17 protein-coding genes are annotated in these 24968 nt (G+C 67.5%); 5 read left to right on the top strand and 12 right to left on the bottom strand.

Features of this window, described 5'->3' with window-relative positions; all coding sequences use genetic code 11:
* Window positions 1-19: 19 nt before the first annotated feature.
* From PI246_RS13560 to PI246_RS13545, 4 genes are all read right to left on the bottom strand, one after another.
* Window positions 20-1291 (bottom strand): NRAMP family divalent metal transporter, encoded by a 1272-nt coding sequence (locus PI246_RS13560; protein WP_320551840.1) that lies wholly within the window; start codon window positions 1289-1291, stop codon window positions 20-22.
* Window positions 1292-1388: 97 nt separating this feature from the next.
* On the bottom strand, window positions 1389-1751 hold the full coding sequence (locus PI246_RS13555) for a response regulator (RefSeq protein ID WP_320551839.1): 363 nt from the start codon (window positions 1749-1751) through the stop codon (window positions 1389-1391).
* Window positions 1748-2422 carry a sensor histidine kinase gene (locus PI246_RS13550; protein WP_320551838.1) on the bottom strand — a complete coding sequence of 225 codons (675 nt, stop codon included), beginning with the start codon at window positions 2420-2422 and terminating at the stop codon, window positions 1748-1750. The genes PI246_RS13555 and PI246_RS13550 overlap by 4 nt, the downstream gene beginning before the upstream one ends.
* Window positions 2419-3714, bottom strand: coding sequence for a sigma-54-dependent transcriptional regulator (locus tag PI246_RS13545; RefSeq protein ID WP_320551837.1), 1296 nt, complete (start codon window positions 3712-3714; stop codon window positions 2419-2421). The genes PI246_RS13550 and PI246_RS13545 overlap by 4 nt, the downstream gene beginning before the upstream one ends.
* Window positions 3715-3881: 167 nt before the next feature.
* On the opposite strand from PI246_RS13545, the gene PI246_RS13540 reads away from it, so the two are divergent.
* Window positions 3882-4151 (top strand): hypothetical protein, encoded by a 270-nt coding sequence (locus tag PI246_RS13540; protein WP_320551836.1) that lies wholly within the window; start codon window positions 3882-3884, stop codon window positions 4149-4151.
* 60 nt (window positions 4152-4211) lie between these two features.
* The gene (locus tag PI246_RS13535) at window positions 4212-7235 is read left to right on the top strand and encodes a two-component regulator propeller domain-containing protein (RefSeq protein WP_320551835.1); all 3024 of its coding nucleotides are present in this window, start codon (window positions 4212-4214) and stop codon (window positions 7233-7235) included.
* 7 nt (window positions 7236-7242) lie between these two features.
* On the opposite strand, the gene PI246_RS13530 is transcribed toward PI246_RS13535, so the two are convergent.
* From PI246_RS13530 to PI246_RS13515, 4 genes are all read right to left on the bottom strand, one after another.
* Window positions 7243-8640 (bottom strand): family 4 glycosyl hydrolase, encoded by a 1398-nt coding sequence (locus PI246_RS13530; RefSeq protein ID WP_407069820.1) that lies wholly within the window; start codon window positions 8638-8640, stop codon window positions 7243-7245.
* The gene (locus PI246_RS13525; RefSeq protein ID WP_320551833.1) at window positions 8630-9577 is read right to left on the bottom strand and encodes a carbohydrate kinase family protein; all 948 of its coding nucleotides are present in this window, start codon (window positions 9575-9577) and stop codon (window positions 8630-8632) included. Before PI246_RS13525 ends, PI246_RS13530 begins: the two co-directional genes overlap by 11 nt.
* Window positions 9556-10908 (bottom strand): APC family permease, encoded by a 1353-nt coding sequence (locus PI246_RS13520; RefSeq protein ID WP_320551832.1) that lies wholly within the window; start codon window positions 10906-10908, stop codon window positions 9556-9558. The genes PI246_RS13525 and PI246_RS13520 overlap by 22 nt, the downstream gene beginning before the upstream one ends.
* Before the next feature lie 91 nt (window positions 10909-10999).
* Window positions 11000-13753 carry a TonB-dependent receptor gene (locus PI246_RS13515; RefSeq protein WP_407069821.1) on the bottom strand — a complete coding sequence of 918 codons (2754 nt, stop codon included), beginning with the start codon at window positions 13751-13753 and terminating at the stop codon, window positions 11000-11002.
* A gap of 692 nt (window positions 13754-14445) precedes the next feature.
* On the opposite strand from PI246_RS13515, the gene PI246_RS13510 reads away from it, so the two are divergent.
* Entirely contained in the window at window positions 14446-17262 is a 2817-nt protein-coding gene (locus PI246_RS13510; protein WP_320551830.1) for a TonB-dependent receptor, read from the top strand.
* Window positions 17263-17323: 61 nt separating this feature from the next.
* Here the strand turns inward: PI246_RS13510 and PI246_RS13505 are convergent, their stop codons facing one another.
* Window positions 17324-17938 (bottom strand): OmpW/AlkL family protein, encoded by a 615-nt coding sequence (locus PI246_RS13505; protein ID WP_320551829.1) that lies wholly within the window; start codon window positions 17936-17938, stop codon window positions 17324-17326.
* A 194-nt stretch (window positions 17939-18132) separates the two neighbouring features.
* Here PI246_RS13505 and PI246_RS13500 point away from each other — a divergent pair, with 194 nt between their 5' ends.
* Window positions 18133-19419, top strand: a complete 1287-nt coding sequence (locus tag PI246_RS13500; protein WP_320551828.1) for an NAD(P)/FAD-dependent oxidoreductase — start codon at window positions 18133-18135, stop codon at window positions 19417-19419.
* Between the two features lie 47 nt (window positions 19420-19466).
* Here PI246_RS13500 and PI246_RS13495 read toward each other — a convergent pair whose 3' ends face one another.
* The 3 genes from PI246_RS13495 to PI246_RS13485 form a co-directional block, all read right to left on the bottom strand.
* Window positions 19467-20330, bottom strand: coding sequence for an aldo/keto reductase (locus PI246_RS13495; protein ID WP_320551827.1), 864 nt, complete (start codon window positions 20328-20330; stop codon window positions 19467-19469).
* A gap of 75 nt (window positions 20331-20405) precedes the next feature.
* Window positions 20406-22697, bottom strand: coding sequence for an ATP-binding protein (locus PI246_RS13490; RefSeq protein ID WP_320551826.1), 2292 nt, complete (start codon window positions 22695-22697; stop codon window positions 20406-20408).
* Window positions 22694-23344 carry a response regulator transcription factor gene (locus tag PI246_RS13485; protein WP_320551825.1) on the bottom strand — a complete coding sequence of 217 codons (651 nt, stop codon included), beginning with the start codon at window positions 23342-23344 and terminating at the stop codon, window positions 22694-22696. Before PI246_RS13485 ends, PI246_RS13490 begins: the two co-directional genes overlap by 4 nt.
* Window positions 23345-23591: 247 nt before the next feature.
* On the opposite strand from PI246_RS13485, the gene tviB reads away from it, so the two are divergent.
* Window positions 23592-24962 carry a Vi polysaccharide biosynthesis UDP-N-acetylglucosamine C-6 dehydrogenase TviB gene (gene tviB / locus PI246_RS13480; RefSeq protein WP_320551824.1) on the top strand — a complete coding sequence of 457 codons (1371 nt, stop codon included), beginning with the start codon at window positions 23592-23594 and terminating at the stop codon, window positions 24960-24962.
* The last annotated feature ends 6 nt before the right edge of the window (window positions 24963-24968 follow it).

The following is a 24968-nucleotide window of genomic DNA, read 5'->3' as shown; positions in this document are numbered from 1 at the left end:
CTTGAGGAGTGGGAAAGGGTCACGCGTCGCCACGCGCATAAAGCACGAGTAGTACGACGGTGGCGGCACCGGTGGAGGCGGTGGTGGCCCATCCGAGGAAGCGCACGAGGCGGCCATTGACCTGGTCGCCCATCATCCGGCGGTCGCCGGTCATCTTCATCATGAGGCACAGCAGCGGCGGTACGGAGAATCCTTGCACGAGCCCCGACCACACCAGCGCGCGCATCGGGTTGACGCCAAAGAGGTTGAGCGCGACCGCGACGGCCGCCACCCCCGCGATCGTCACGTAGAAAAGTGGCGCCTCCCTTGGCTTCGCATGCAGACTCGACGGTTGGCGAAACGCCTGCGCCAGATCGTAGGCGGCGCCCGTGGTCATCACCGGCACGGCGAGGCAACCCACGCCCACCACGCCGAGGGCGAAAAGCCAGCGAGCCGCGGGGCCAGCGAGCGGTTCGAGCGCTGTCGCCGCCTGCGCCGCGCTGTGGATCTCGTGCTGACCCGCGGCATGAAGGGTCGCGCCGGTCGCCATGATGATGAAATACAGTATGAGGTTGGAGAACACGACGCCCACGGCCACGTCGCGGCGCAGCCGCCTCATCTGTGAGGATGACGCGCCGGGATGGCGCCATGGCTGGGCTTCGCCGTTTGCGATTCGCTCCTCCACTTCCTGGTTGGATTGCCAGGTGTAGACATACGCCGAAAGCGACGTACCGATGCAGGCGACTAGCATGGCCATCCAGCGGGTGTCGAACGTCACCGACGGCACCAACGTGCCGCGTATCACCTCGCGGATATCCGGCCGTGCCAGGATAGCGGCGCCCACATAGGCGAACAACGCCAGGGCGAGCCAGCGGAACACGCGGCTGAGCCACACATAGGAGCCGAACCACTGCATGGCCGTCACGCCGATCGCCACGACGACGACGATGCTCCACACCGGTGCGGGCAGCAGAAGATTCACCGCGACGCCGATGCCGCCGAGGTTGGCCGCCGCCTCGATGACGTTGCCGATGAACGCGCCCGCCATCGCCGGCCACACGACCCACCGTGGGAAGCGGTCGTAGATCGCGCCGAACAGGCCCTTGCCGTAGACCCTCCCGAGCTTGCCTGACAGATACACCACGATGAACATCATGGGCAACAGGGCCGGCGCGATCCACAGGAATGCCAATCCAAACGCCGCGCCCGCGCTTGCATACGTGCCGATCGCCGACGGGTCGTCGTCTGCCGCTCCCGTCACCACACCCGCGCCGAGCAGGCGGAATACGCCACGGGGTCGCCGCTTGCTCATGCACGATATCGCAACCCGTCCAAGGGACTCTCCGGTGGATGACCGGAGGCGATCTTCCCCATCGGCGCCGCATGTCAGGCTGGCGGCGCCCGTGAATTCACGGTGACATAGATGAACCCAACCCCAGCGCCTCCAGCACGCGCGCTATGCGAACGGGCTTCTGCAGGCACGTTACGCCGGCGTAACGGGCCGGAAGGCTCGATGCGTCGTAGCCGGTGGTGAAGACGATCCGCACCCCGAGTTCGAGCAGACGATCGGCAAGGGAAAACACGCGCTGCTCGGCCAGATTCACGTCGAGGATGGCGCCATCGGGCCGTGGTTCGTTGTCGAGCCAATCCAGCGCCGGTCGAACCGCCGGATACGGACCGATGACGACGATGCCCGATGACTCGAGCATCTTGCGTACCGCGTGGGCGATGAGGAATTCATCCTCCACCAGCATGATCCGTGGCGCCGTCACGAAAGGTACCGCCCTGGCGACGGGAGGCGGCACTGGACCGTGAAACCGGCCGGGACCGACGGCAACGCCACGCTGCCGCCGGCCCACCGCGCCATCGCCTGCACGAGCCAGAGCCCCAGGCCGGTGTGCGTGCCAGGCGTGGTCGAGACGAACGGTCGCAGTGCGCCCTCGCCGGTCAGTCCACGCAAGCCTTCGCCGTCGTCATGCACGCTCACCACGGTATCACCCGCGTCGTCTTGCGCCGTGACGTCGACGACGGAAGCGCCATGGCGGAATGCGTTGTCGAGGCAACGCCGAAACCATGCCGCCGCCATCGGCGCGCACCAGGGAAGCACCACGTCACCGCCGGTCACGCGAACGGTCATCGTCGACGAGCCCACGTCGTGCATCGCGTCATCGACGGTGTCCCCGACAGCGGATCGGCCGGGCTGCCACGTATCGAGCTCATCCATCGCCGCGAACGCGTCGCGCAGCATGCGGGCGCAGCGTTCGCCATCGTCGACGATGCGCGTCGCCGCGTCCGCCGCGCCGCCGGCCTCGCGACGGACGAGCAGCTGGGTCAGCTCGGCCTGGGCCATGATCGCGCCGAGCGGGCTGTTCAGTGCATGCAGGCTGCGCGCGCGAAGTTCACGGCGCAGCGCGGCGGCGACGTCAGGGGTCTCACCGCTCATGGCGTCTTGCCGGCCACGTGTCCCGATGTGCGGTAGCTCGCCAGCTTGTTGTAGATCGTGCGCAGGCTGATGCCGAGCCGGTGCGCGGCTTTCGCCCGGTCGCCACCGCAGGCGTCCAGCGCGGCCAGGATGGCCTCTCGCTCGACCTCGACCATCCGCCGGATGGGAGCGACGAAGGCGCCGTGTCGTTCGTCCTCCAGCGGCGGCGGCAGATAGACCAGGCCGCGGCTGCGCACGTACGCGCGCTGCACGTGTTGTCTGAGCTCGCGCACGTTGCCGGGCCAGGCGTGGCGTGCCACGGCGTCGAACGCCCCGGGACCGAATGCCTTGAGCAGGCCCGAGCTGTCGTTCATCTGCGCGAGCATCCGTTCGGCGATGGGCGGTACGTCTTCGCGTCGCTCGCGCAACGCAGGCATGCGTATTTCGTAGCCGGCCAGACGGAAGTACAGGTCGGTGCGTATGCGGCCCTCGCGCATCGCCTGTCGCGGCGGCCGGTGCGTGGCACTGACGACACGTACGTCGACGCGGCGCCCGCGCGTGGCACCGACCGGCACCACGTCGCGCGTTTCGAGGAAGCGCAGCAACGCGACCTGCACCGGCTCGGGCATGTCGCCAAGCTCATCGATGAACAGGGTGCCCCCGTCGGCGGCTTCCGCCAGGCCGATGCGGCGCTCGTTGGCGCCGGTAAAGCTCCCCTTGAGATGGCCGAACAACTGGCTGGCCAACAGCTCGGGCGACAGCGCCGCACCGTTGAAGGCCACGAAGCGTCCCCGACGGCCGCTGGCCCGATGCAGTCGCCGTGCCGCGAGCTCCTTGCCGGTACCGCTTTCGCCGACCAACAGCACCGACACGGGCAATCGCGCCACGTCGTCGATCTCTCGCCGGGCCTCGCGCATCAGCGGCGAATGGCCCAGCAGTTCGTCATCCGCCGCGTCGGCCCGGGCCGGCATCAAGGCCGCCTGCAACGATGCCGGCGTAAACGGCTTGCCGAGGCATCGCGCGCCCGGCAAGACGTGATCGAGCGACGAGGCAAGCGCCTGGTCGCCGCTGACAATGATGGTGCGCCGAAGCGACGCGAAGCCGGGCTCGCTTAGCAGGTCGAGCCCGCATCCGTCGGGCAGGCCGATGTCGATCATGGCCGCGTCGAATTCCCCGTCGGCCACGGCCTGACGCGCTTGCGCGCAGTTGGCGGCAACCTGGGCCTCCATGCCGATCGCGCGCAGCCAACCGCATGTCGCCTGCGAGAACGAGACGTCGTCATCGAGCACCAGCATGCGTTGAATGAAGCTCATGGGCTCTCCGTCAACTTCAATGACACAGATTAGGCCAGAAGCGTCCGGCAAATGTCGAAGACGTGTCGCGGTTCGTGCACGCGTGCATGCAAATATTGCATTCGCGCCTCTCAAGCCGCCCTGCGGCGCGGCGCGCGAGGTGGCACGGTACGTGCTGATACCCCTGCATGAATCGCAAAAAACCCGCGTTGCCCTCTCCGACGACCTTGTACCTTCCGCATGCGGTCGACGGTCCTTTCCCCTGGCGGGTGCTCCACGAGCAGCACCGCGTGGGCGCCTACGCGTCCCAGGACGAAGCCATGAAGTTCGCGCTTCACCTCGCCGCCAGCATTCATCGCAACCACGGCGTCACGGTGCGCATGCGCTTCGAGGACGAGAACGGGCACTGGGAAACCGTGGAGGCCTACAGCGAGACCGAGAAGGCGTCCACGGCTTAAACGCTTCCGGCCGCGCCCTTCGGTTTCCGGTGTCTCACGGGGATATGCGATCATCCCCCGATGCAGGGTCACGGCCGGATCGAACACCGCGGAAGGCATTCGCGCGGACGCGCTCGCGTCCGCGCGTGCTGGCTCGCGTGGTTCACATGCTGCCTTGGACTGGCCTGGGCCCAGGCGCGCGCCAGCGTCACCGAACTCCTCCAGGACACGCTCCTGCATACGGCCTTCCGACGACAGGACGGCGCACCGAGCGGCGTGTGGTCGATAGCCCAGACCGACGACGGACAGCTGTGGTTCGCCACGCGCACGGGACTCTACCGCTACGACGGTTTCGACTTCACCCGTATCGAACTGCTGCCACCCGGTTCGCTGCATACCATGGCCGTGCAGGTACTGTACGCCGCCCCGGATGGCGATCTTTGGATCGGCCAGGCCAACGGCGGCGCGATACGGATGCGCGGTGGGCGGATCCAGCGCTACGGCGATGCGGAGGGCCTGCCGTCGCATCCGTCCGTACAGGCGTTCGCGGCCGATGCCGATGGCCGGGTCTGGGCGACGGTCAAGGGCACGCTCTACCGTTTCGATGGCACACGCTGGCGCGCGATGGCGGGTATAGCCTCCGACGTGGACGACCTGGTCGAAGACCGTCGGGGCGACGTGTGGATCGCACGCGATCACCAATGGCGTGTGCTTCGTCCGCACGCCGAGGCGTTCGAGCCATCGGGCGCCCGCTACGACGAGCCGGGGTCCCTGGTCGAAGACGCCGAAGGGCGACTGTGGCAACTCGACGGGACCGGGGGCGCGCTTTTCCCCGGCGAGTGGGGGCAGCCCCACGCCAACCCGCCCGCGCGACGCGCCAACAGCAGCGACACGGTGATCGATCATAAGGGCGCGCTATGGACCGTGGCCTGCGAGATCCCGCTGTGCCACGACGCGGGTTTCGTATCGCGCGGAAAACCCGCCGCCGACTTCCGCCGGTCGAACGACCTGCCCGCCATGGAGATGTCTTCGCGCCTGGTCATGGTCTTGCTCAAGGACCGCGACGGCAACGTGTGGCTGGGCACCAAGGGCGGCGTCGACCTGCTGCATGACGGCGTGCTCGCGAAGGTGCCCGTCCCCAATGTGTATTACTCGCCCGTTGTCGATCGCGACGGGCAGGCCTGGGCGGGGACCAGCGGCCAGAATCCCGCACCCGACCGCGTATGGAAACTGGGGGGCGAGCCGGTGCCGGTCGACGGTTTCGAGAACCCGGTCACGATGACGTACGCCGATCCCCGCGGCGGCGTATGGTTGGGCGGCAGAGGCCACCTGTGGCACATGGACGGCGGGCGGATCGAAGCGCGTCCCTTCCCGGCCAGCCACAGCGGTTCGCCCGGCGTGGTGCAGGCCATGGGGCGCGATGGCCGGGGCCGGCTCTGGCTCGCCGTGACCTTCCAGGGCATGTACCGCTCCGATGCCGGGGGGCACTGGGAGCCGGTGGACGATCGCTTTCCCGCCGGCGTGCCCTCGGTGATCCATATCGACACCCGTGGCGACGCATGGATCGGTTACCTCGATGGCAGCGTGCTCAGGGTGTCGGGCGATGCGGTCACGCGACGTTTGCCCTCGGCATCGGCGCCGATCGGTGCCATCACGGCGATCGCCTCGCGGCCGGGTGCCGTTTATATCGCCGCCGAACGGGGGTTCGCCGTCGATACCGGCGACCGCGTGGTGGGTCTGGTCGGGTCACCCGAGGGGGCGCTGGACGGCGCCACCGGCATCGCCGTCCGTCCGGACCACACCCTCTGGGTCAACAGCGAGGCCGGGATCGCCTGGTTTCGCGACAGCGACGTGCAGCGTGCCCTCGCCGCCCCCGGTCACGCGCTCGATCTCAACCTGCTGACCGCCGACGATGGCGTGGTCGATGGCACGCAAACCGTGCGTCCCCTGCCCTCCGCCGTCGCCGGCATCGACGGTACGGTGTGGTTCGCCCGCGCGGAAAACTTCCTTCGCCTTCCGGCAACGGGCGTACCCCCGTCGCGGTTACCCCCGGCGGCGATCATCCGCTCGGTCACCGCGGGCAACGAGACGCTCCCGATCGAAGGCGCGCGGCTGGACGCGGACCATCGCGACGTGACGGTGCGCTACGCGGCGATCTCGGTCGCCCGACCGGCCAGCGTGCGTTTTCGCTATCGCATGGCGCCCGGGATGGATCAGTGGCTGCCGCTCGACGGCGGGCAGCGGGAGCTGCGTTTCACCCAGATGCATCCGGGCGACTACCGCCTTCTGATCCAGGCCTCCTATGACGGGCGCGCGTGGGGCGCGACCGCCGAATCGAGCGTCACCGTGGTACCCACGTTCATCGAGGGCCCTTGGTTCAAGCTGGTGTGCGGCATGCTCGTGGCCCTGGCGTTCTGGATCGCCCACCGCCTGCGCGTGCGCGGCCTGACCCGCCAGGTACGCCTGCGCCTGCGCGAGCGCTACCGTGAACGCGAGCGTATCGCCCGCGAACTGCACGACACCCTGCTCCAGGGCGCCCAGGGCTTGATCCTGCGGTTCCAGTCGGTGGTGGACCGGCTTCCCGACGGTGACCCGGGCCGGCCCTCGCTCGAACAGGCGATCGATCGCGCCGAGCGCCTCGTCACCGAGGGGCGTGATCGCGTGCAGGACCTGCGGGAGCACGGCGCGCGCGACGAACCGCTCGCCGAACGGCTGACGAGCCACGTCGCCGACCTCGAAAGCACGGGCGTGGCGACGACGGTCGAAGTCACCGGCCTGCCACAGTCCCTCGCGCCGCTCGTGGAGGACGAGCTCTACTACATCGGCCGGGAGGCGTTGCTCAACGTGCAGCGCCACGCGCAGGCCCGGCGCGCCACCGTTCGCCTGGACTTCGACGCACGCCGGTTCATCCTCGTCATCCGTGACGACGGCAAGGGCATCGGCCACAACGACGTCGAGCGCGCGGACGCGCGCCACTGGGGTCTTCGCGGCATCGAAGAGCGCGCCCGGCGCAGCGGCGGCCGGGCGCGGATCCGGCCCGGCGACGACGGCGGCACCGAGGTGCGGGTCGACATCCCGGCGTCGCGCGCCTATCGCAAGGCCTGATCGGGCATCAACGCCGCATCGGTCCGTGGCACAGGCACTCGCCGTCCTCGTCGGCATGGCCGAGCAAGGCGTCGAGCAACTCGGCGGACGGCGACCACTCGCCGATGGCGGGATGGATCAGCATGGCCTTGCGTGCGTCCAGGCGACGACGATCGAGCACGGAGGCGATCGCCGCCCGCTCATAGGCCTTCACCGAGCGCACCAGGCCGTTGACGGCATCCGGCAGCGGATCGACCGGCCGCGGCACGATGCTGTCCAGGCCGATGTCCGACGCGATCTCCACGATGTCGTCGTGCGGCAGGTCCGGTACGGCGCCGCGGTTGCGCGTATTCACCACGATGCGCGCCGGCCGCGCACCGGTCAGCGCGCTCATCACGTCGATGGCGATGCGGTGGTAGCCCGTGGCCACGCGGAACGGATCGCCCTGCAGGCTCACGCCCTGGTCGAAGGCCGATCCGCCTTCGGCCTCGAGCTTCATGTAGGAGCCCGAGCGCTGGTTGAGGTAGGCCGCATAGACATCCACCGCCCCATGACCATCGCCCGCATCCAGGCGCGATCGCAGCGTGGCGAGCAGGTCGTCGTTGAGCCGCTGGATCTCCGCCCCGCGGCTGCCGCCCTGGCGACGCTGGTTGGCCAGCGCGCGTGAGCGCTCGTAGTAGAAGAACAGGTATTCGGTGGGAATGAGGCGCAGGCTGCGGATCATGTCGACATCGAACAACGGGGCGAGATACAGCTGTCGCAGCATCTGGTCGCTGTCCAGCAGGCGGTCGATCACCTCCTCGCCGCGCACGCGCACGCTGCGCACCCAGCCCAAGTGGTTCAGGCCGACGTAGTCGCAATCGACCTCGTGGGCCGGCTCGCCCAGCGCCCTCGCGATGTTGTGGAACAACTCGGTGGGGGTGTCGCAAATGCCGACCATGCGCGCCTTGCTGTGATCGCTCACCGCCTGGGTGATGAGGCCGGCCGGATTGGTGAAGTTCACCAGCCAGGCGTCCGGGCTGAGGCGCTCCACCATGCGCGCCTGTTCGATCGCCACGGGAATCGTGCGCAGGCCCATCGCGATGCCCGCCGGACCGGTGGTTTCCTGGCCGGGATAGCCGTGGTCGATGGCGATGCGCTCGTCCGCCGCGCGCCCCGCGATGCCGCCGATGCGGATACTGTTGAGCACGAAGTCGGCGCCTTCGATGGTGTCTTCCAGCGAGGTGGCGCCGCGCAGGCGCAGGTCGCCGCCGAAGCGCTTCACGATGGCCTTGCCCAGGTCGACCATGACGCCCAGACGCGCCGGATCCGGATCGTAAAGCACCATCTCCGCGGCGCCGAGGTCTTCGAGCGCGTCGTTGACGCCGAACACCACCAGCGGCGCGCGTACGCTGCCGCCGCCGATCAGGGCGATCTTACGATCCATACGTCTGTTCACGTAACGTCCTCAATTGAAGGGAATCAGGTAAAGCCCTGAGCGCGCCTGGCGCCGTCGTGCACAGCGCGCCGCACACGCAGGCGCGTTCCACGCAGCGGCCGAATGGCGCGTCGTCAAGCAGGGCATCGATGAGACCGGCGTCGAACGCATCGCCGGCGCCGGTCGTATCCAGCGCGTCAACGCGAGGCGCGACGACGCGGGTGACGCCGTCGGCGTCGATCACCAGCGCGCCCTCGGCACCGAGCTTGAGCACCGCGCGCGGCAGGCCTTCGGCCCATGCGCAGCGCGCGTAGGCGTCCGGTCCGTCCTCACCGCAGAGGACGGCCGCTTCGGTGCGATTGGGCAGAAACAGGTCAACCTCGCGACAGGTGTCGAGGTTGCGCGGGTCGGTGAGCCAGTCCGGCGAGTAGCCGACGTCGAGCGAGCTCGTGCAGCCGGCCTCGCGCAGGCGAGGCAGAATCTCCGCCGCCCGCTGCCGCGGCAGCGGCATCGCGAAGTGCACGTGGCGCGCGCTCGCCAGGTCGGCCAACACCACCGGTTCACCCAGCAGGTCGGCCAGTCCGCGATTGGCGCCCGGCCAGGTGAAGAACGAACGGTCCTCGCGGGTGGATACGCTGACGGTGATGCCGGTGGATTCCGCACCCAGGCGGATGCCACCCATGCCGACGCCGAATTCGCCCAGCCGCCCCTCAAACCAGTCGACGTCGGCGTCGCCGATCAGGCCGACCAGGCGCACACGCCGGCCCAATCGGGACAGGCCACAGGCCGTGTTGACGCAGCCGCCGCCGAGCTCGCGCACGTAGCCGTCGGCGAGCACTTCCTCGCCCGGCCCCGGCCAACGCGCGAAGCCGGTGAAGACGTGGTCGGCGTAGATCTCGCCGACCACCGCGACGTCCCAGGACGTCATGCGTTCGGGAAGGGCCATGATCGGGTACTCCGTGCCTGCCAAAGGAAAACGAGGGTGCCCACCACCACCGCGCCGACGCCCACGGCGATCGACAGCCAGCCGCTGGTCGCCACGAGGTAGAGCCAGCCGACGAGACTGACCGCGATCGGCAGGGGGTACAGCGGCATGCGGAAGACGCTGGCGTCAGCCTTGCGCCGCCGCAAAATCACCACCGCGAAACACTGGGCGATGTACTGGAACAGGATCTGCACCACCATGAGGGTCGCGATGAGGCTTTCTAGCGAGAGGAAACACGCCATCGCCGAGGTGACGCCCACGAACAGCAGTGACACGGTGGGAAACCGGTCGCGTGGATGCAGCCGGGCGAACGGGCGGAAGAACTGGCCCTGCTCCGCCGCCGCGTAAGGCACGCGGGAATAGCCCAGCAACACCACCAGCGCCGAACCCCAGCTTGCGAGCAGGATCAGCAGCACCGCCAGCGTGCCACCCATGCCGCCGTGGATCGCTTGCATGAAGTCGGCCACCACGAACTTCGAGTGCGCCGCCTGCTCCCAGGGCAGCACGCCGAGAATGGCGACGTTCAGCCCCAGGTAAAGCGTGGCCACCAGGGGGATGGACAGCAGCACCGCCATCGGGATGGTGCGCCGGGGATTCTTTACCTCGCCGCCGAGCATGCACACGTTGTTGTAGCCGCCGTAGTCGTACACGGCGATGAGCGCGACGGCACCCAGGCCCAGCCAGAAACCGTGGCCGCCGTCGTGGCGGGTCTGCATGAAATGCATGGCCGTCGCGCGGTCGAAGTGGGCCATGCCGCTGCCGACGATCCACACGCAGGCGATCGCGACCACCACGCTGATCGCCAGCGACAGCTTCTGGATGTCGCCCACCTTGCGGTACAGCACCGCCGTGTTGAACAGGCACAGGCCCGCGGCGACGAGCCCCCTGCCCGTCCCGTCCAGCGACGGCACGAGGTAGCCGGCATACTGGGCAAAGCCCACCGCGGCCGACCCGATCGACAGCGGGGCCGTCAAGAGCGTCTGCCACAGGTAGAGAAAACCGAACAGGCGGCCGAATCGTTCCCTGCCATAGGCCTCGCGCAGGTAGTGGTACGGGCCGCCGGATTCGGGGATGGTCGAGCCCAGTTCCGCCCAGACCATGCCATCGCACAGGCACAGCACGGCACCGGCGATCCAGCCGAGGAACACCGACGGACCGGCCAGCGCGGACAGCGCGAGCGGAATCGTCACGAACGGCCCGATGCCGATCATGTTCAGTACGTTGGCCGACAGGCCACCCCACAGCCCGATCGCCCGGGGTGGCGTGGCGCGCGCGTCCTGCGGGGCCCTCATGCCGCGTCACCGTGCGGGACGACCGCCGACGATGCGGCGGCCGCCCCGTGGCGATGCGGCACGGAGGCGATACGCTCCCGCCCCCGCATCGTCAGAACGAGTACTTGACGGTCAGCAACGTGGTCATGCCGGCATCGACGATGTCGGAATTGACCAGGCTGTTGCGGCCGATGTGCGACCAGTACTGGTACTGCTTGGTGAGGTTGGATATCTGCAGGTCGAACTGCAGGCCGTTGGCCATCGCATAGCCCGCATGCAGGTCGACACGGCGGATCGGACGGATCCACAGGTCGTCCCACGGCTGCCCCTGGTTGAGGAAATCGTAGGTCGAGATGTAAGAGCCGGTGTAGTGGTAGCTCAGGTTCACCGAGAAGCCGTATTTCTCGTAGAAGAGTTCGGCGTTCGCCATCGTCCGCGGGGCGGCCTGGAGGCGCTCGTTGGCGAAGCCCGGGCGCCCCAGGTCCACCCGCGAGTTCTGCCGGGTGGCGTTGACGCTCACGCCGAGGCCGTCGAACGGATCGGGCAAGAACTGGAACTTCTGCCGGGCCGTCATCTCCAGGCCCTGCACCGTGCCGTCGCCGCCGTTGGTGGGCGTCTTCACCAGCACGGTGCCCGCACCCTGCGTGTTCGGGTTGGCCTGGCCACCGCCGCTGTCGTAGATGTAATCCTTGAGCTTTTTGTAGAAGCCGGAGAACGAGAAATAACCGCCCTGGTTGGTGGTCCATTCGGCCGCGAGGTCGACGTTGGTCGCCTTGATCGGGTCGAGGTTGGGATTGCCGCGTGTGATCGTGGTCACGCCGTTGGAGATGTTGATCTGCGAGCCGCCGCCGAGCTGGATGAAGGCCGGGCGCGTATAGCTCTGCCACACCGCGAAACGGTAGACCGCGTTGGAGGTCGGGCGCCAGTTGACGAAGACGCTACCCAGCGGCTCGTTGTAGACCGTGCGGTTGTTGTCGAAATAGCCCGGCAATTCGTTGCCGTCGGCGTCGTGTGGCGTGGTCCAGAACGTATTGTGGATCGAAGTGTGCTCGAAGCGCACGCCCGGGATGATCTCGACGTCACCGGTGTTGATCGTGGCCATCGCGTAGGCCGCGCTCACCGCCTCGGTACCGCGCATGGTGTTGCAGTTGTCGTTGTTGACGTAGAGCGAACCGCAGGTGTCCAGGTCGGACGGCTGCAGGTTGGCCTTGATCAGGTCGGCCACGGCGGCGCGGCTCACCTTGGGCGTGTACCACGGGTACTTGCCGGGAAAGATCGACGAATAACCGCCGTCGAAGATACCCAGGTCGCCCAAGGTGGTCACCCCGTCGTTGATGCCGGCCGTCGACCAGTCGCGGTTGGCGAACTGGCGCGAGCTGTCGCTGTACTTCACGCCGAACTTGATCGACTGCAGCGGGCCGTCCTCGAAGTCGTAGCGCATGTCGAGCTTGGCGCCGCCACGCTTCTGGCCCGAGCGGATGCGCGTCACCTCACCGTAGTCGTTGGCCCACATACTGGCGATGTTATTCACCGAATTGGCCAGTGCCGGGGTCAGCTGCGGATAGGGAAAGTGGCCGCCGCCGTAGCCGAGCAACGAAGGCTGGTTGTAGACGAAGTTGGCCTGCGAATACTTGTCTTCGCGGCCGTCGATCTCGACATGTTCGGGGCGGTCGTTGCGGCCGATGCTCCAGAACACGTTCGGCGAGATCGTCCAGCCGCCAGCGGTCTTGTCGGCACCCAGCTGGATCGTGGCCAGGTCCGCGCGTTCCGGGTTGGTCTCGAACCAGAAGCGGTTGGCGATGCGGCCGATGTTCGGCGCATAGACGCCGGGCGTCGCCGTGGGCACGTAGGTGACGTTGGCCGGCAGCAGCTGGTTGTACGTGGTGTTCTGTTCGGTCAGGGCGTACGCGTACGTCATTTTCGCGTAGGTGTGCAGCGTCGGGTCGACGTTCCAGTCCAGCGAGACGTTGCCGCCGTAGCGACGCTCGAAGCCCGAGGCGATGCCGGCGTTGGCGCCGATGCTGGCGAGGTTGCGTGCCGGGTCGTAGCCGGCCGCGCTGCTGCCGTCGGCGTTGGCGTGGGCGAAGGCCCAGGAACCGTCGTTGGATGCGCTCTCGGCCGCGCCGATCTCGCTGTTGGCGATGTTGCGGTAGTCGTAGTAGCCGCTCACGTAGACGCCGAACTGCTTTTCGCTGCCGAACTTGGTCTGCATCTCGGCGGCCAGGCCGCCACCGAGGCCACTCTCGCCATAGTCGCGGGCCCGGCTTTCCACACGGCCGCTCGCCGTCACGCTGCCGCTGACATCCTTCTTGAAGTCGAACGCGCTGGGGGTGCGGAAATCGATGGTGCCACCGATGGCGTCGCCGTCCATCTCGGCGGTGGACGTCTTGTTGAGCACGATGGTCTGCAGGCCCGACGGCGGCAGCAGGCTGAGCTGCACGCTGCGGCTGTACGGCATGCCCTGGGCGACGTTGGCGCCGTTGATCAGGTTGACGTTGTACTCGGAAGGCAGCCCGCGCACGGAAGCGAACATGCCCTCGCCGCGCGCCGCACCGTCTACGCCGCCGAAATAGCCCGTGCCCGTGGTGGTGACGTTCACGCCGGACATCAGGCCCAGCGCCTCGGCCACGTTATGCACCGCCGTGCGCTGGAGATCGGCGGCGGACAGCACGTCCACCGTGTTGGTCGAATCCATGCGCAAGTTGGTCGCGTCGTAGCGGTTGGCCACCACGCTCAACGCCTTCATCTGCACGGCCTTGTCGGCCGCCGGCTTCTGCGTCGCGTCGGCAGGCTTGTCGCTCTGGGTCGGTGCGCTCTGCGCGTGGGCCATGCCCATGCCGAGCGCGGCGCACACGGCCGCCACCATCGCCTTTTTCGTCAATACGTTCTGCTTTCCCACGTCGTGCTCCCCACCCCGAAAGTGTCGTACCGGACGCGCGCGGCGACCGCCGCGTGCGTGATGCGGCCGGCGTGGCGCCGGGACGCGTGCGTCGCGTGCCGCGCGGTGAAAACCGCACGGGATCGCTCGCACGCCCAGGGGCGTACCGGTCGTCGTTATAGGTCGATCAGAGGGAGAAACGGGGCGGTGAGTAGCCGGCGACGCACTTGCCGCGCGAGCGCAGCGCGCTCAGCTTGGCACGAGCGAGAATCGGAAGACCGTCGGCCATGACGTGCGCGAGCGAAACCCGCGCACCGGCGCAGCCTGCGATATCGCGTTGTGCTTGCGGGCAAGGCATGGTGCTGTCCCGTGATCACGGCTGCGGATGAGACCAGGCGAACCCCTTGCCTGGCACTGGCGGGAACGACCGGAGGTCGCCGCGCGAAGACTCTATACCGCACGCCATTTCACCCGTCAATCACATGTGCACGCGGAATTTTTCCTTGCTGCGCGGCAACATGGCCGAACAGGTCTGCCGAATATGTGCATGCCAAGGCGAGGCGCCATCGGCTGGTGAGCCATTCTGCTGCGTCGCAGGATGACAGGGCCGAACCGCTCGCTCATTCTGCCGCCGCGATGCGTAGGGGCGCATCGACCACCCAATCAAAGCAGGGACACCGATGAATCGACGTCGACCACTCGCCGCCTGCGTGGCGGCCGTGTTGCTTACCGCCTCGTTGCACGCCCAGGACGCGACGCAGCCGCCGCCGAACGACAAGCGCCCGGTCAACCCGGACAACGCCAGCACCCTCGACGCGGTGGTGGTCACCGGCATCCAGGCGAGCATCCAGAACTCGCTCAAGGCCAAAGAGAACGCCGACAACATCATCGAGGCGATCTCCGCCGAGGACATCGGCAAGCTGCCCGACAGCAGCATCGCCGAAAGCCTCGCGCGGCTTTCCGGCCTGGCCACCCAGCGCGTGGACGGCCGCGCGAACCAGATTTCCATCCGCGGCCTGTCGCCCGACTTCGCCGGCACCACGCTCAACGGACGCGAACAGGCGACCATCGGCGAAAACCGCGGCGTGGACTTCGACCAGTATCCATCCGAACTGATCAGCGGCGCGGCCGTCTACAAGACGCCCGACGCCAGCCTCATCGGCCAGGGTCTCTCCGGTACGGTCGACCTGCACACCATCCGCCCGCTCGACCTGCCCAAGCGCGCCATCGCGGCCAACCTGCGGGGCGAGAGCACGTCCAACGGCAGCCTCAATCACGGCACCGGCGTGGGCGACGCCGGCCACCGTGCCAGCTTTTCGTACATCGATCAGTTCTTCGATCACACGCTGGGCCTGGCCGTCGGCTTCGCCCAGCTGGATTCGCCCATCCAGGAGAAGCAATACCAGGCCTGGTGGTGGAGCGTGAACAACGGGTCGCAGGGCCTGGCCGGACAGCCCGGCGGACCGGCGCCGACCCCCGGCATGCCCGACAACGTGCTCTCGCAGGAGGGCATGCAGTTGCGTGCCAAGTCGGAGAACCAGTTGCGCAATGGCCTGATGACGGTGCTGGAATGGGCACCCGACGATCATTACCACTCCACGCTCGACCTGTATTACTCGACCTTCGACCAAAAGACCTTCCTCAACGGCGCCCAGTGGGCCAGCAGTCCCTACGACAACGTGTCGTATGACAACGTGGGCGTCACCCCGTCGCAGCCCTTCCCCATCGCGACCAGCGGTCACATCGACGGCCTGAAGTCGATCCTGCAGAACGACCGCACGCGTGAGCACGACAAGCTGTTCTCGGCCGGCTGGAACAACCAGTACGACTTCGGCAACGGCTGGGCGCTGAACGCCGACCTGTCGTATTCGATGGCGCGCAAGCGACTCCACGACGCCTACCTGTTCGCCGGCCTGCCGGGGGAGGCCACCTCGTCGGCCGATTTCTACACGCCACGCGATTACCACTTCCCGCGCTTCACCCCCGGCGTCGACTTCGCCGATCCGTCGGTCATCCAGTTCACCGACCCCAACAACTACGGCTACGACGGCCGCGAGGAGTTCGACCACCAGCGCGACACCATCAAGGCGTTCCGCTTCGAGGTCAGCCACCCGGTGGGTTGGATCTTCAGCGACGTCAACGTCGGCGTGAACTACTCCGACCGCAAGAAAGACAAGCAGGCGGACGTGTTCTTCGCCTGGCTCAACGGCAACGGGTCGACGCAGGCCACCTACGTACCCGGCTTCGCCGCCCCGATCGGTCCGCTGCGAGGCATCACCGACCTGGGCTACGGCGGCATCGGACCGATCGTGAACTACGACGTGCTCGGTGCCCTTTACAGCCAGTACTACCTCACCCAGCGCAACGGCCAGGCGGACTGGAGTCGCAACTACACCGTGCGCGAGAAGGTGCCGGTGGCGTACGTGAAGTTCAACATCGACACGACGATGGGCGAGGTGCCCCTGCGCGGCAACGTGGGCGTGCAGGTCGTGCGCACCGATCAATCCTCGCAAGCGTTGCAGACCAACGGCGACGCGCTGGTCGGGCGCATCGCCGACGGGGTGACATACACCAAGTGGCTGCCCAGCCTGAACCTCTCCGCGCAGATCGGCGACCGCCAATACCTGCGCTTCGGCTTCGCCAAAAGCATGGCGCGCGGCCGCATCGACGACGAGAAGGTCGCCACCTCGGCGGGCGTGGCCCTGGTCACCGAAGGTCCGGGCACCGGTCAGGTGCTGTGGTCGGGCAGCGGCGGCAACCCGAAGCTCAAGCCGTACATCGCCGTGGGAACGGACCTGTCGTGGGAGAAATACTTCGGCACGGCTAGCTACGTCGCGGCGGCCGTGTTCAACAAGAACCTGCTGAACTACATCTACAACGAGACCACGCTCGACTACGACTTCTCCAAGTACGTCAACGACAACCCGACGCTGGTGCCGACCAGCCCCTACGGTTCGTTCACCATGCCCAAGAACGGTACCGGCGGCCGGATGCAGGGACTGGAGTTGTCCGGCACGTTCGAAGGCAGCCTGCTCACCCGCGCCCTCGATGGTTTCGGCGTGCAGGCGAACTTCTCGCTGACCAACAGCACCCTGCCGGTGAGCGCGGTGTCGACGATCCCCGGCAGCCCCTCCACCCTGCCCGGTCTGTCGCGCAAGGTGGCGAACCTGGCGTTCTACTACGAGAAATACGGCTGGTCGGTGCGCGTGGCCGAACGCTATCGCTCGTCGTTCACGGGCGAGGCCGTGGCCCTCTTCGACCAACTCGGCTACACCAAGGTGCTGGCGGACAAGCAGACCGATCTCCAGATCGGCTACGCGTTCGAGCAGGGCCCCATGAACGGGCTGTCGATCCTGCTCCAGGTCAACAACCTCACCAACTCGCCGGTCAAGACCGAGCAGATCTCGTCGCTGCCCAACAACGAAAAGATCGGCCGTCCGCTGGAGTACGACACCTTCGGACGCACCGTGATGTTCGGCGTGAACTACAAGCTCTGACACATGAAAACGGGCGGCCGATGCATCCGGCCGCCCGCACCCCCAAACTGCACCGTGATGCTTAGAAGCGGTACCCGACGCTGAACCCGTAGACCCACGGATCGACGTGCGCGGTGCCGACGCCCGCGCCGTTGACCTTCACCTTCGCGTCGATGTCGATGTAGCGTGCGTCGACGGTAAAGATCAGGCGGTCGCTCAACGCGATGTCGACGCCAGCGTGCCACGCGATGCCCCAACTGTCGTCGACGTCCACCGACGCGCCTTGCAGGGCGTTTTCGCCGTGGGCGCTGAAGAAGTGCGTGCGGTTGACACCCACGCCGAGGAAGGGCGACACCGTCCGCTCCGGCAGGAACCGGTAATTGACGCCCAGCACCGGCGGCAGTTGCTTCACCGAGACCGCGTTGCCGCCGTCCAGCCTCACCTGGTGGCGGAACGGCAACGCGGCGAGCACCTCCGCGCTCCAGTTCGGGGTAAAGCGGTATTCGATGCTCACCGTGGGCTGGCTGTCGCTGTCGATGCCCGCGCGCATGCCGGCCAGACGACCGGTGTTCGAGGTCGGGCTGACCTCATGCGCGCCCACGTGGAGGATCCACGGCAACGTGACCTCCTGGGCGGCGGACACGGCAGGGGCACTCGCCAGCACGGCAGCGGCGATGACGAAACGAAGGTTGAACATGATGGACTCCTTGCGAAAGACGTCGCCCGGCGCGGTATGGGCCGCGGTGCGAACGTGCGCTCAGGCTAGCGTCCGCCGACGGGGGCAGCGCGAATCATCAGGCGGTTGCGGCAATGTGACCGCGAGAGCCTGCCTTCGCGCCGAGGTGACACGCCGGTCAGTACGCTGCGACGATCGATTCACGGAGACTCCCGATGGCGAAACATCCCGTCGTGCTGATCGTCGGCGGTGGCGCCGCCGGCATCGAACTGGCAACCCGGCTGGGCAAGCGCGGCGACCTCGACGTCGTGCTCGTCGATCGCGATGCGAGCCATTTCTGGAAGCCGCGACTGCATGAACTGGCCGCGGGGCTGCTCGGTGACGGCGAAGAAGCCGTGCCGTTTCTCGCGCACGGCCATGCGCACGGCTATCGCTACGTGCCCGGTGCGCTGCGACGCGTGGATGTCGACCGGCGCGTGGTCCACCTGGACGAGGTACGGCTCGCCCAGGACGGTGAGATGATCCTTCCCGCCCGCGAACTGGCCTACGACGTGCTCGTGCTGGCGATCGGCAGTCGCGTCAACGACTTCGGCACGCCTGGGGTGCTCGAACACTGCGACATGCTCGACAGCCCGGCGCAGGCCGTGTCGCTGCGCCGGCGCATCCTCGCGCTGGCCCTGCGTACCGCGGGGGACCCGTCGCGGCGCATCCGCATCGGCATCGTCGGGGCGGGCGCCACCGGGGTCGAACTGGCCGCGGAACTGCATCACGCGTTCAACGACATGCATCGGTACGGCGGCCTGGATCCCGCTTCCAAGCTTGACATCACGCTCATGGACATGGCGCCCCGCGTGCTCCCCGCCGTGGATCCGCGCACCGCGGAGGTCGCACGCCGCGAACTGGAGCGCATGGGCGTGACGATTCGCGTCGGCGTTGGCGTCAAGGCCGTCGACGAAGGTGCGTTCGACCTCAAGGACGGCACGCGCGTGCCGTGCGATATCCAGGTCTGGGCCGCCGGCGTCGTCGGGCATGACCTCGTTGCCGGGCTCGGCCCCTTCCCACTGTCGAAAGATCGCCGGATCATCGTCGACGGTACGCTCGCCGCCCAAGGCGTGGCTCACGTCTACGCCATGGGCGATTGCGCGTACGTGCCCATGCCGGACGGTGGCGTGGTGCCGCCTACCGCGCAGGCGGCCCACCAGCAGGCCGCCTATCTCGCCGAGACGTTGCCCAACGTGCTGCGGGGACACCCCGCCAGGGCGTTCGCCTATCGCTCGCGCGGCACCCTGGTTTCGCTGGGTGCGCGCCACGCCACCGGCGAAGTGCCATCCGCGGGCAAGGGGCATGGCGTGATCAACATGCGGGGCGGTTTCGCGAAGCTCCTGTACGTATCGCTGCAGTACGGTCACCGGGTGACCTTGCATGGCTGGCCGCGGGCGACGGCGCTGTGGCTTGCCGATGCCTTGCGCAACACCACGCTGCCCCCGGTGAAACTGCACTAGCCAGGCGCGAAACAGGCCGCCTCGACCCCGAGGCGGCCTGACGACGGCTACTTCGCGGCGTGCTCCAGCGCTTCGAAATCCTCGTCGGACAGGGCCAGCGATGCGGCCTTGACGTTCTCCGCCAGGTGCGCGGGATCGCCCGTGCCGGGGATGGGCAGCATCACCGGCGAGCGCTTGAGCAGCCATGCCAACGCCACTTCGCCGTTGGACGCATGGAGCTTGCCGGCGATCTTCGACAGCACCGAGCCCTCGGCCGCCAGCTTGCCCGCAGCCAGCGGAAACCACGGGATGAAGCCGATGCCGTGCTGCTCGGCATAGTCGAGCACCGCCTCGCTCTGCCGGTTGCCCAGGTTATAGAGGTTTTGCACGGTCGTGACGGGGAAATACGCCGACGCGGCCTCGATCTCCTCGACGTTCACCTCGGAGAGACCCACATGGCGGATGAGGCCCTCGCGCTGCATCGCGCGGATGGCGTCGAACTGCTCGTCGCGCGGCACGGCCGGATCGATGCGGTGCAATTGCCATAGGTCGATACGCTCCACGCCGAGGCGACGCAGGCTCATCAGCACGCACTGGCGCAGGTATTCGGGACGGCCGACCGGCTTCCAGATGTCCGGGCCATGCCGCGTCAGGCCACCCTTGGTGGCGATCACCATGCCGTCGGCGTACGGATGCAGCACCTCGCGAATGAGGTCTTCACTTACGAAGGGGCCGTAACTATCCGCCGTATCGACGAAATTGACGCCGAGCTCGGGAAGCCGGCGCAGGGTGGCCAACGCCCGGTCGCGATGCTCGGGCTCGCCCCAGATGCCTTTGCCGGTGATGCGCATGGCGCCGAAGCCGAGCCGATGGACCTCGAGATCGCCACCGATCCTGAAGGTGCCGCTTGCGGATGCGTGGATGCCTGACATGGTGATGACTCCATGGTGGGTGGATAACCCCTCCGACATGGGTGCTCGCCCGACCGTTTAAAGACCGCCCGCGACTCAGAGGCGAACGGCGACCTGTTCGAGGAGTTCGTCCAGCGTCGCGCCATCCGCGGCGCGTCCCTGGAGCGCGTGCTCCAGGCGGGACAACTCGCCCGCCAGGCCGTAGGCACCGAACACGAGGGCGCTGCCGCGCATGCGGTGCGCGATGGCCCGGGCGTCGGCGGTATCCGAGGTTGCCAGCGCGTCGCGAAGCCGGTGCAGGTCGGCGAGGGATTCCTTGCGAAAGGCGACACGGGCCGAGGCCATCACCTCCGGGCGCGCGAGCGCCTCGCGAAGGGAAGCGAGGACCAGCGGTTTGCCCAACACCACGTCGACGCCGGCCTGCTCGCAGCGTTGCACGTGGTAGTCACCGGTGGTCGCGGAGATCGCGACGAAACGCGTGCGGACGCCGGGCATCGCCGACTCCTGCGCGCGCAGTTCCATCGCCACGTCGTAGCCGTGCATGTCCGGCAACTCGCAATCGAGCAGCACGGCGTCGAATCGCCCGGGCTCGAAGACGTCGATGGCGGCCTGCCCGCGATCGACCGCCACGGTGTCGAAGCCGATGTAGCGCAGCTGGGCCGCGAGGATCTGCCGGTTGGCGGGGTGGTCTTCGACCAGCAGCACCACCCCGACGGGCGCATCGGCGGTGTCCGGCGGCTCCACGGCGAGCTCGGGGGGAGGCGGGACCAGGCTGGTGGGCAGCACCACGCGCACGGTCGTGCCCGCGCCCTCGCCCGACGTGAGTTCGAGCGTGCCGCCCAGCTGGCGGACGATTTCGCGGCAGATCGGCAGGCCGAGCCCGGTGCCGCCCAGGCGCCGCGAGCGCTCGCCATGCGCCTGGGCGAACGGCTGGAAGATCGCCTTCTGCCGCTCGGGTGGAATGCCCTCCCCGGTGTCGGACACTTCGACGAACAGATGCCTGACCTCGTCGGTGGACGATTCGTCGGCGCTTTGCCAGACCGACAGCCCCACGTGACCCCGCGCCGTGAACTTGACCGCGTTGCCCACCAGGTTGTCGATCACCTGACGCACGCGGGTTTCGTCCAGCAGCAGCCACGGTAGTGGGCCCATCGGCAGGTCGAGCCGGGCTTCGACGCCGCGGGCGTCGAGGGTGAGCCGGTGCGATTCCAGCACGTCACGCAACACGCCGTAGGCGTCGCACGGCGCGAGATCGGGAATGAATCCCGCCGCCTCGCCACGGGAAAAGTCCAGGGCGCTCTTGAGCAGGCTTTGCAGGTTGCGACTGCTCGACACCGCGATGGCCAGGAGATCGCGCTGGGCCCCCTGGCCCGGCTCACGTGCCAGGAGATCGACCGACGAGGTGACCGCGTTGACCGCGTTGCGCACCTCGTGGCTCATGACGGCGAGCAGCAGGGTCTTCTGGCGTTCGCTCCGCCGCGACGCCAGCTGGGCCCGGCGCAGTTGCACCATGGCGAAAAGCAGCACGATCACCAGGGCGATGGCGAGCCCGATCTCGACCCCGTAGGACGCGAGTACCTGCGACAGCGTGGGCGGGCGCAGGTAGGCCAGCTGCAACCAGTGTTCGATGATCCGTTCGCTTTCTTTCGGGCCCACGCTGCGCAAGGCCTTTTCGATCAGGGCGATCAGCTCGGGCGCGTCGGGGCGTGCCGCCACGCGCACCGTGACCGGCAGTTCGGGCACATCGCCTGCCACCCGCAGGCTCGCCGCATAGTCACGGCGCAGGATCGGTCCGAACGAGACATCCGCTCCGATCGCCACGTCGGCGATGCCACTCTCGACCGCCACGAGTACCTGATGCAGGTCGGCCAGGGGCAGCCGGCGCACGCCGGGATGCGCGCGGGCGAGCCAGGCGTCGTAGGCACCCCCTCCCTTGTAGGCGACCTTCATGCCATCGAGGTCTCGCATGGTCAGCGCCGAGGGCCCCACGGTGCGCGCGATGATGAGTGTCCGACCTTCATAGAACGGTGCCGACAGCAGCGCCCTGCCGTCGACGTCCTTCAGCATCGCGTCGTTGGTCGACGGCAGGAGGTCGACCTGGCCGTCGAGAAACGCCTTCACCGACGCATCCCACGAGGCCGTGCGTACGGGCTGCAGCCGGATGCCCGCCTTGCGCGCGGTCAGGGACAGGTAATCGGAGACCAACGGGTTCACGCTCTCGCCGGTGATTTCCGAACCCTGCTGCGCGTCGATCGCCACGCGCACCACGGGATGCGCGACGGCCCAACGGCGCACCGCTTCGGCATCCGGCGGGGACGCCGCCGCTGCCACGCGCGTCGAACCGAGGAGAAAAACCATCACCGCCATCCTGGCGACCGTCGTGCTCACGGATGCGTACCGTCCTGACCGAGGATGTAGGGTTTGAGCCGATGCAGTTGGGCGTCGTTGGCGATATCGAGCTTGCGGTAGGCCGCGCTCTTCTGCGCGCTGATGGTCTTGACGCTGCGATCGAACTTGCGTGCGATCTCCGACACCGCCGAGCCCTGCAAAAGACAACGCACCACTTCGAGTTCCTTCGGCGACAGCAGCCCGACGCCGGGCGGCACGTCCTCGCTGACCGATGAGGAGGACACGAAAGGCTGGCCTGTCATGACCGCGTCGATGGCCCGGATGACGTCGTCCGGGTCCTGGCTCTTGGCGACGAAGCCGTCGGCGCCGGCCGACAGCAGGCCTTGCACGATGAGGCCCTCTTCATGCGCCGACACCACGAGGATCTTCAACCGTGGATGAGCTGCGCGCAGTTGCTTGACGAGCGCGACGCCGTCGACGTCGTCGCGGGACAACGAGTAGTCGATGACCGCGACGTCGACCGGCATGCTCGCGAGCAGGGCCCGGAACGGCTTGCTGTTGCCGTGGCTGCCCACCACGAGAATCGACGGCGACTTCTCGAGTTGCGCGATGAGCCCTTTCCGGACGAGCGCGTGGTCGTCCAGCAAGGCCACGCGCACTGAGCCGATGTAGGATCGCGCGGACATGAGTGGACCTGAATCGTTGAAGCGGAAAGATCAGCCATCGCCCGGATGGACGATGCGTAAAGCAACATATCGCGGGGGACTGGCGTTGTAAACGCCAAGTTCACGTTTCTCCACGCCCCGTTCAGGCGATCGCCCATCGGCCATTCGGCCAGTCGCTTAAGCGATACAGGCAGCGGCCTGGCACGTTGATACGCTTTTGCCCGCCCCTTTCCGGGGCTTGGACAGCCACCAGGGGTAACGAGCCGGCATGGACACTCTCAGCCGCGCGAACGAGGCCAGCGTGCCGACACGCGAGCCGATCGAGACAGGGCAACCCTATGTTGCCATCGAGCCATGCTCGTCGCGCCCCCTTCGGACCCTCCGCGTGGGCGTGGTAGGCCTGGGGTATGTCGGCCTGCCGCTCGCTGTCGAATTCGGCAAACACTATGCAACCGTCGGATTCGACATCAATTCTCGTCGGATCGACGAACTGCGCGGTGGTCACGATGCGACCCTTGAAGTGGACGATGAGGCGTTTCGCAATGCGAGAAATCTCATGTTCTCGTCGGGTAGCGACGATCTCGCCGGATGCGACATCTACATCGTCACCGTTCCAACCCCGATCGACGAGGCGAAGCGTCCCGACCTCGGCCCTCTCGAAAAGGCCAGCGCCACGATCGGCAAGGTACTCAAGCGCGGCGACATAGTCGTCTACGAATCCACCGTGTATCCCGGTTGCACCGAAGAGATCTGCGTACCGATCCTGGAACGGGAATCCGGATTGGTCTTCAATCGCGACTTCTTCGCCGGATACAGCCCGGAGCGCATCAACCCCGGGGACAAGGCGCATCGGGTTACGGAAATTCTTAAAGTTACGTCGGGCTCGACTCCCGGCACGGCGGATGTCGTCGACGGGCTCTATCGTTCCGTGATCACCGCCGGGACACACCGCGCGGGATCGATCCGCGTCGCGGAGGCGGCCAAGGTCATCGAGAACACCCAGCGCGACCTGAACATCGCGCTGGTCAACGACCTCGCCATGCTTTTCAACCGGCTGGGCATCGACACGCTCGAGGTGCTGGAGGCGGCGGGTACAAAGTGGAACTTCCTTCCCTTCCGCCCCGGGCTGGTCGGCGGGCACTGTATCAGCGTCGATCCTTACTACCTCACCCACAAGGCCCAGCAGGTCGGCCACCATCCCGACGTGATCCTCGCCGGCCGCCGGACCAACGACGGCATGGGCCCGTACGTGGCGAGCGAAGTCGTTCGCCTGATGGTGCGCAAGGGTATCAATCCCGTGCATGCCCGCGTGCTGATCCTCGGCCTGGCCTTCAAGGAGAACTGCCCGGACCTGCGCAACACCCGGGTGGTCGATATCGTGCGGGGCCTTGACGGCTACGGCGTCGCCGTCGACGTGCACGACCCGTGGGTAGACGCCGACGAGGCGATGCACGAATACGGGCTGCGGCCGGTCGAGCATCCCGAGCACGGCGACTATGACGCCGTGGTGATCGCGGTCGGTCACCGTCAGTTCGCCGACCTGGGCGCCGACGGCATCCGCGCGTTCGGCAAACCGGCGTCGCTTGTCTACGACGTGAAATACGTACTGCCGCGCGACGCGGTAGACGGTCGCCTCTGACGGAGT

The organism is Luteibacter sahnii, assembly GCF_034063545.1.
GTDB lineage: Bacteria > Pseudomonadota > Gammaproteobacteria > Xanthomonadales > Rhodanobacteraceae > Luteibacter > Luteibacter sahnii.
Note: the sequence above shows the minus strand (reverse complement) of the source record. Positions and strands in the feature narration are given on the sequence as shown.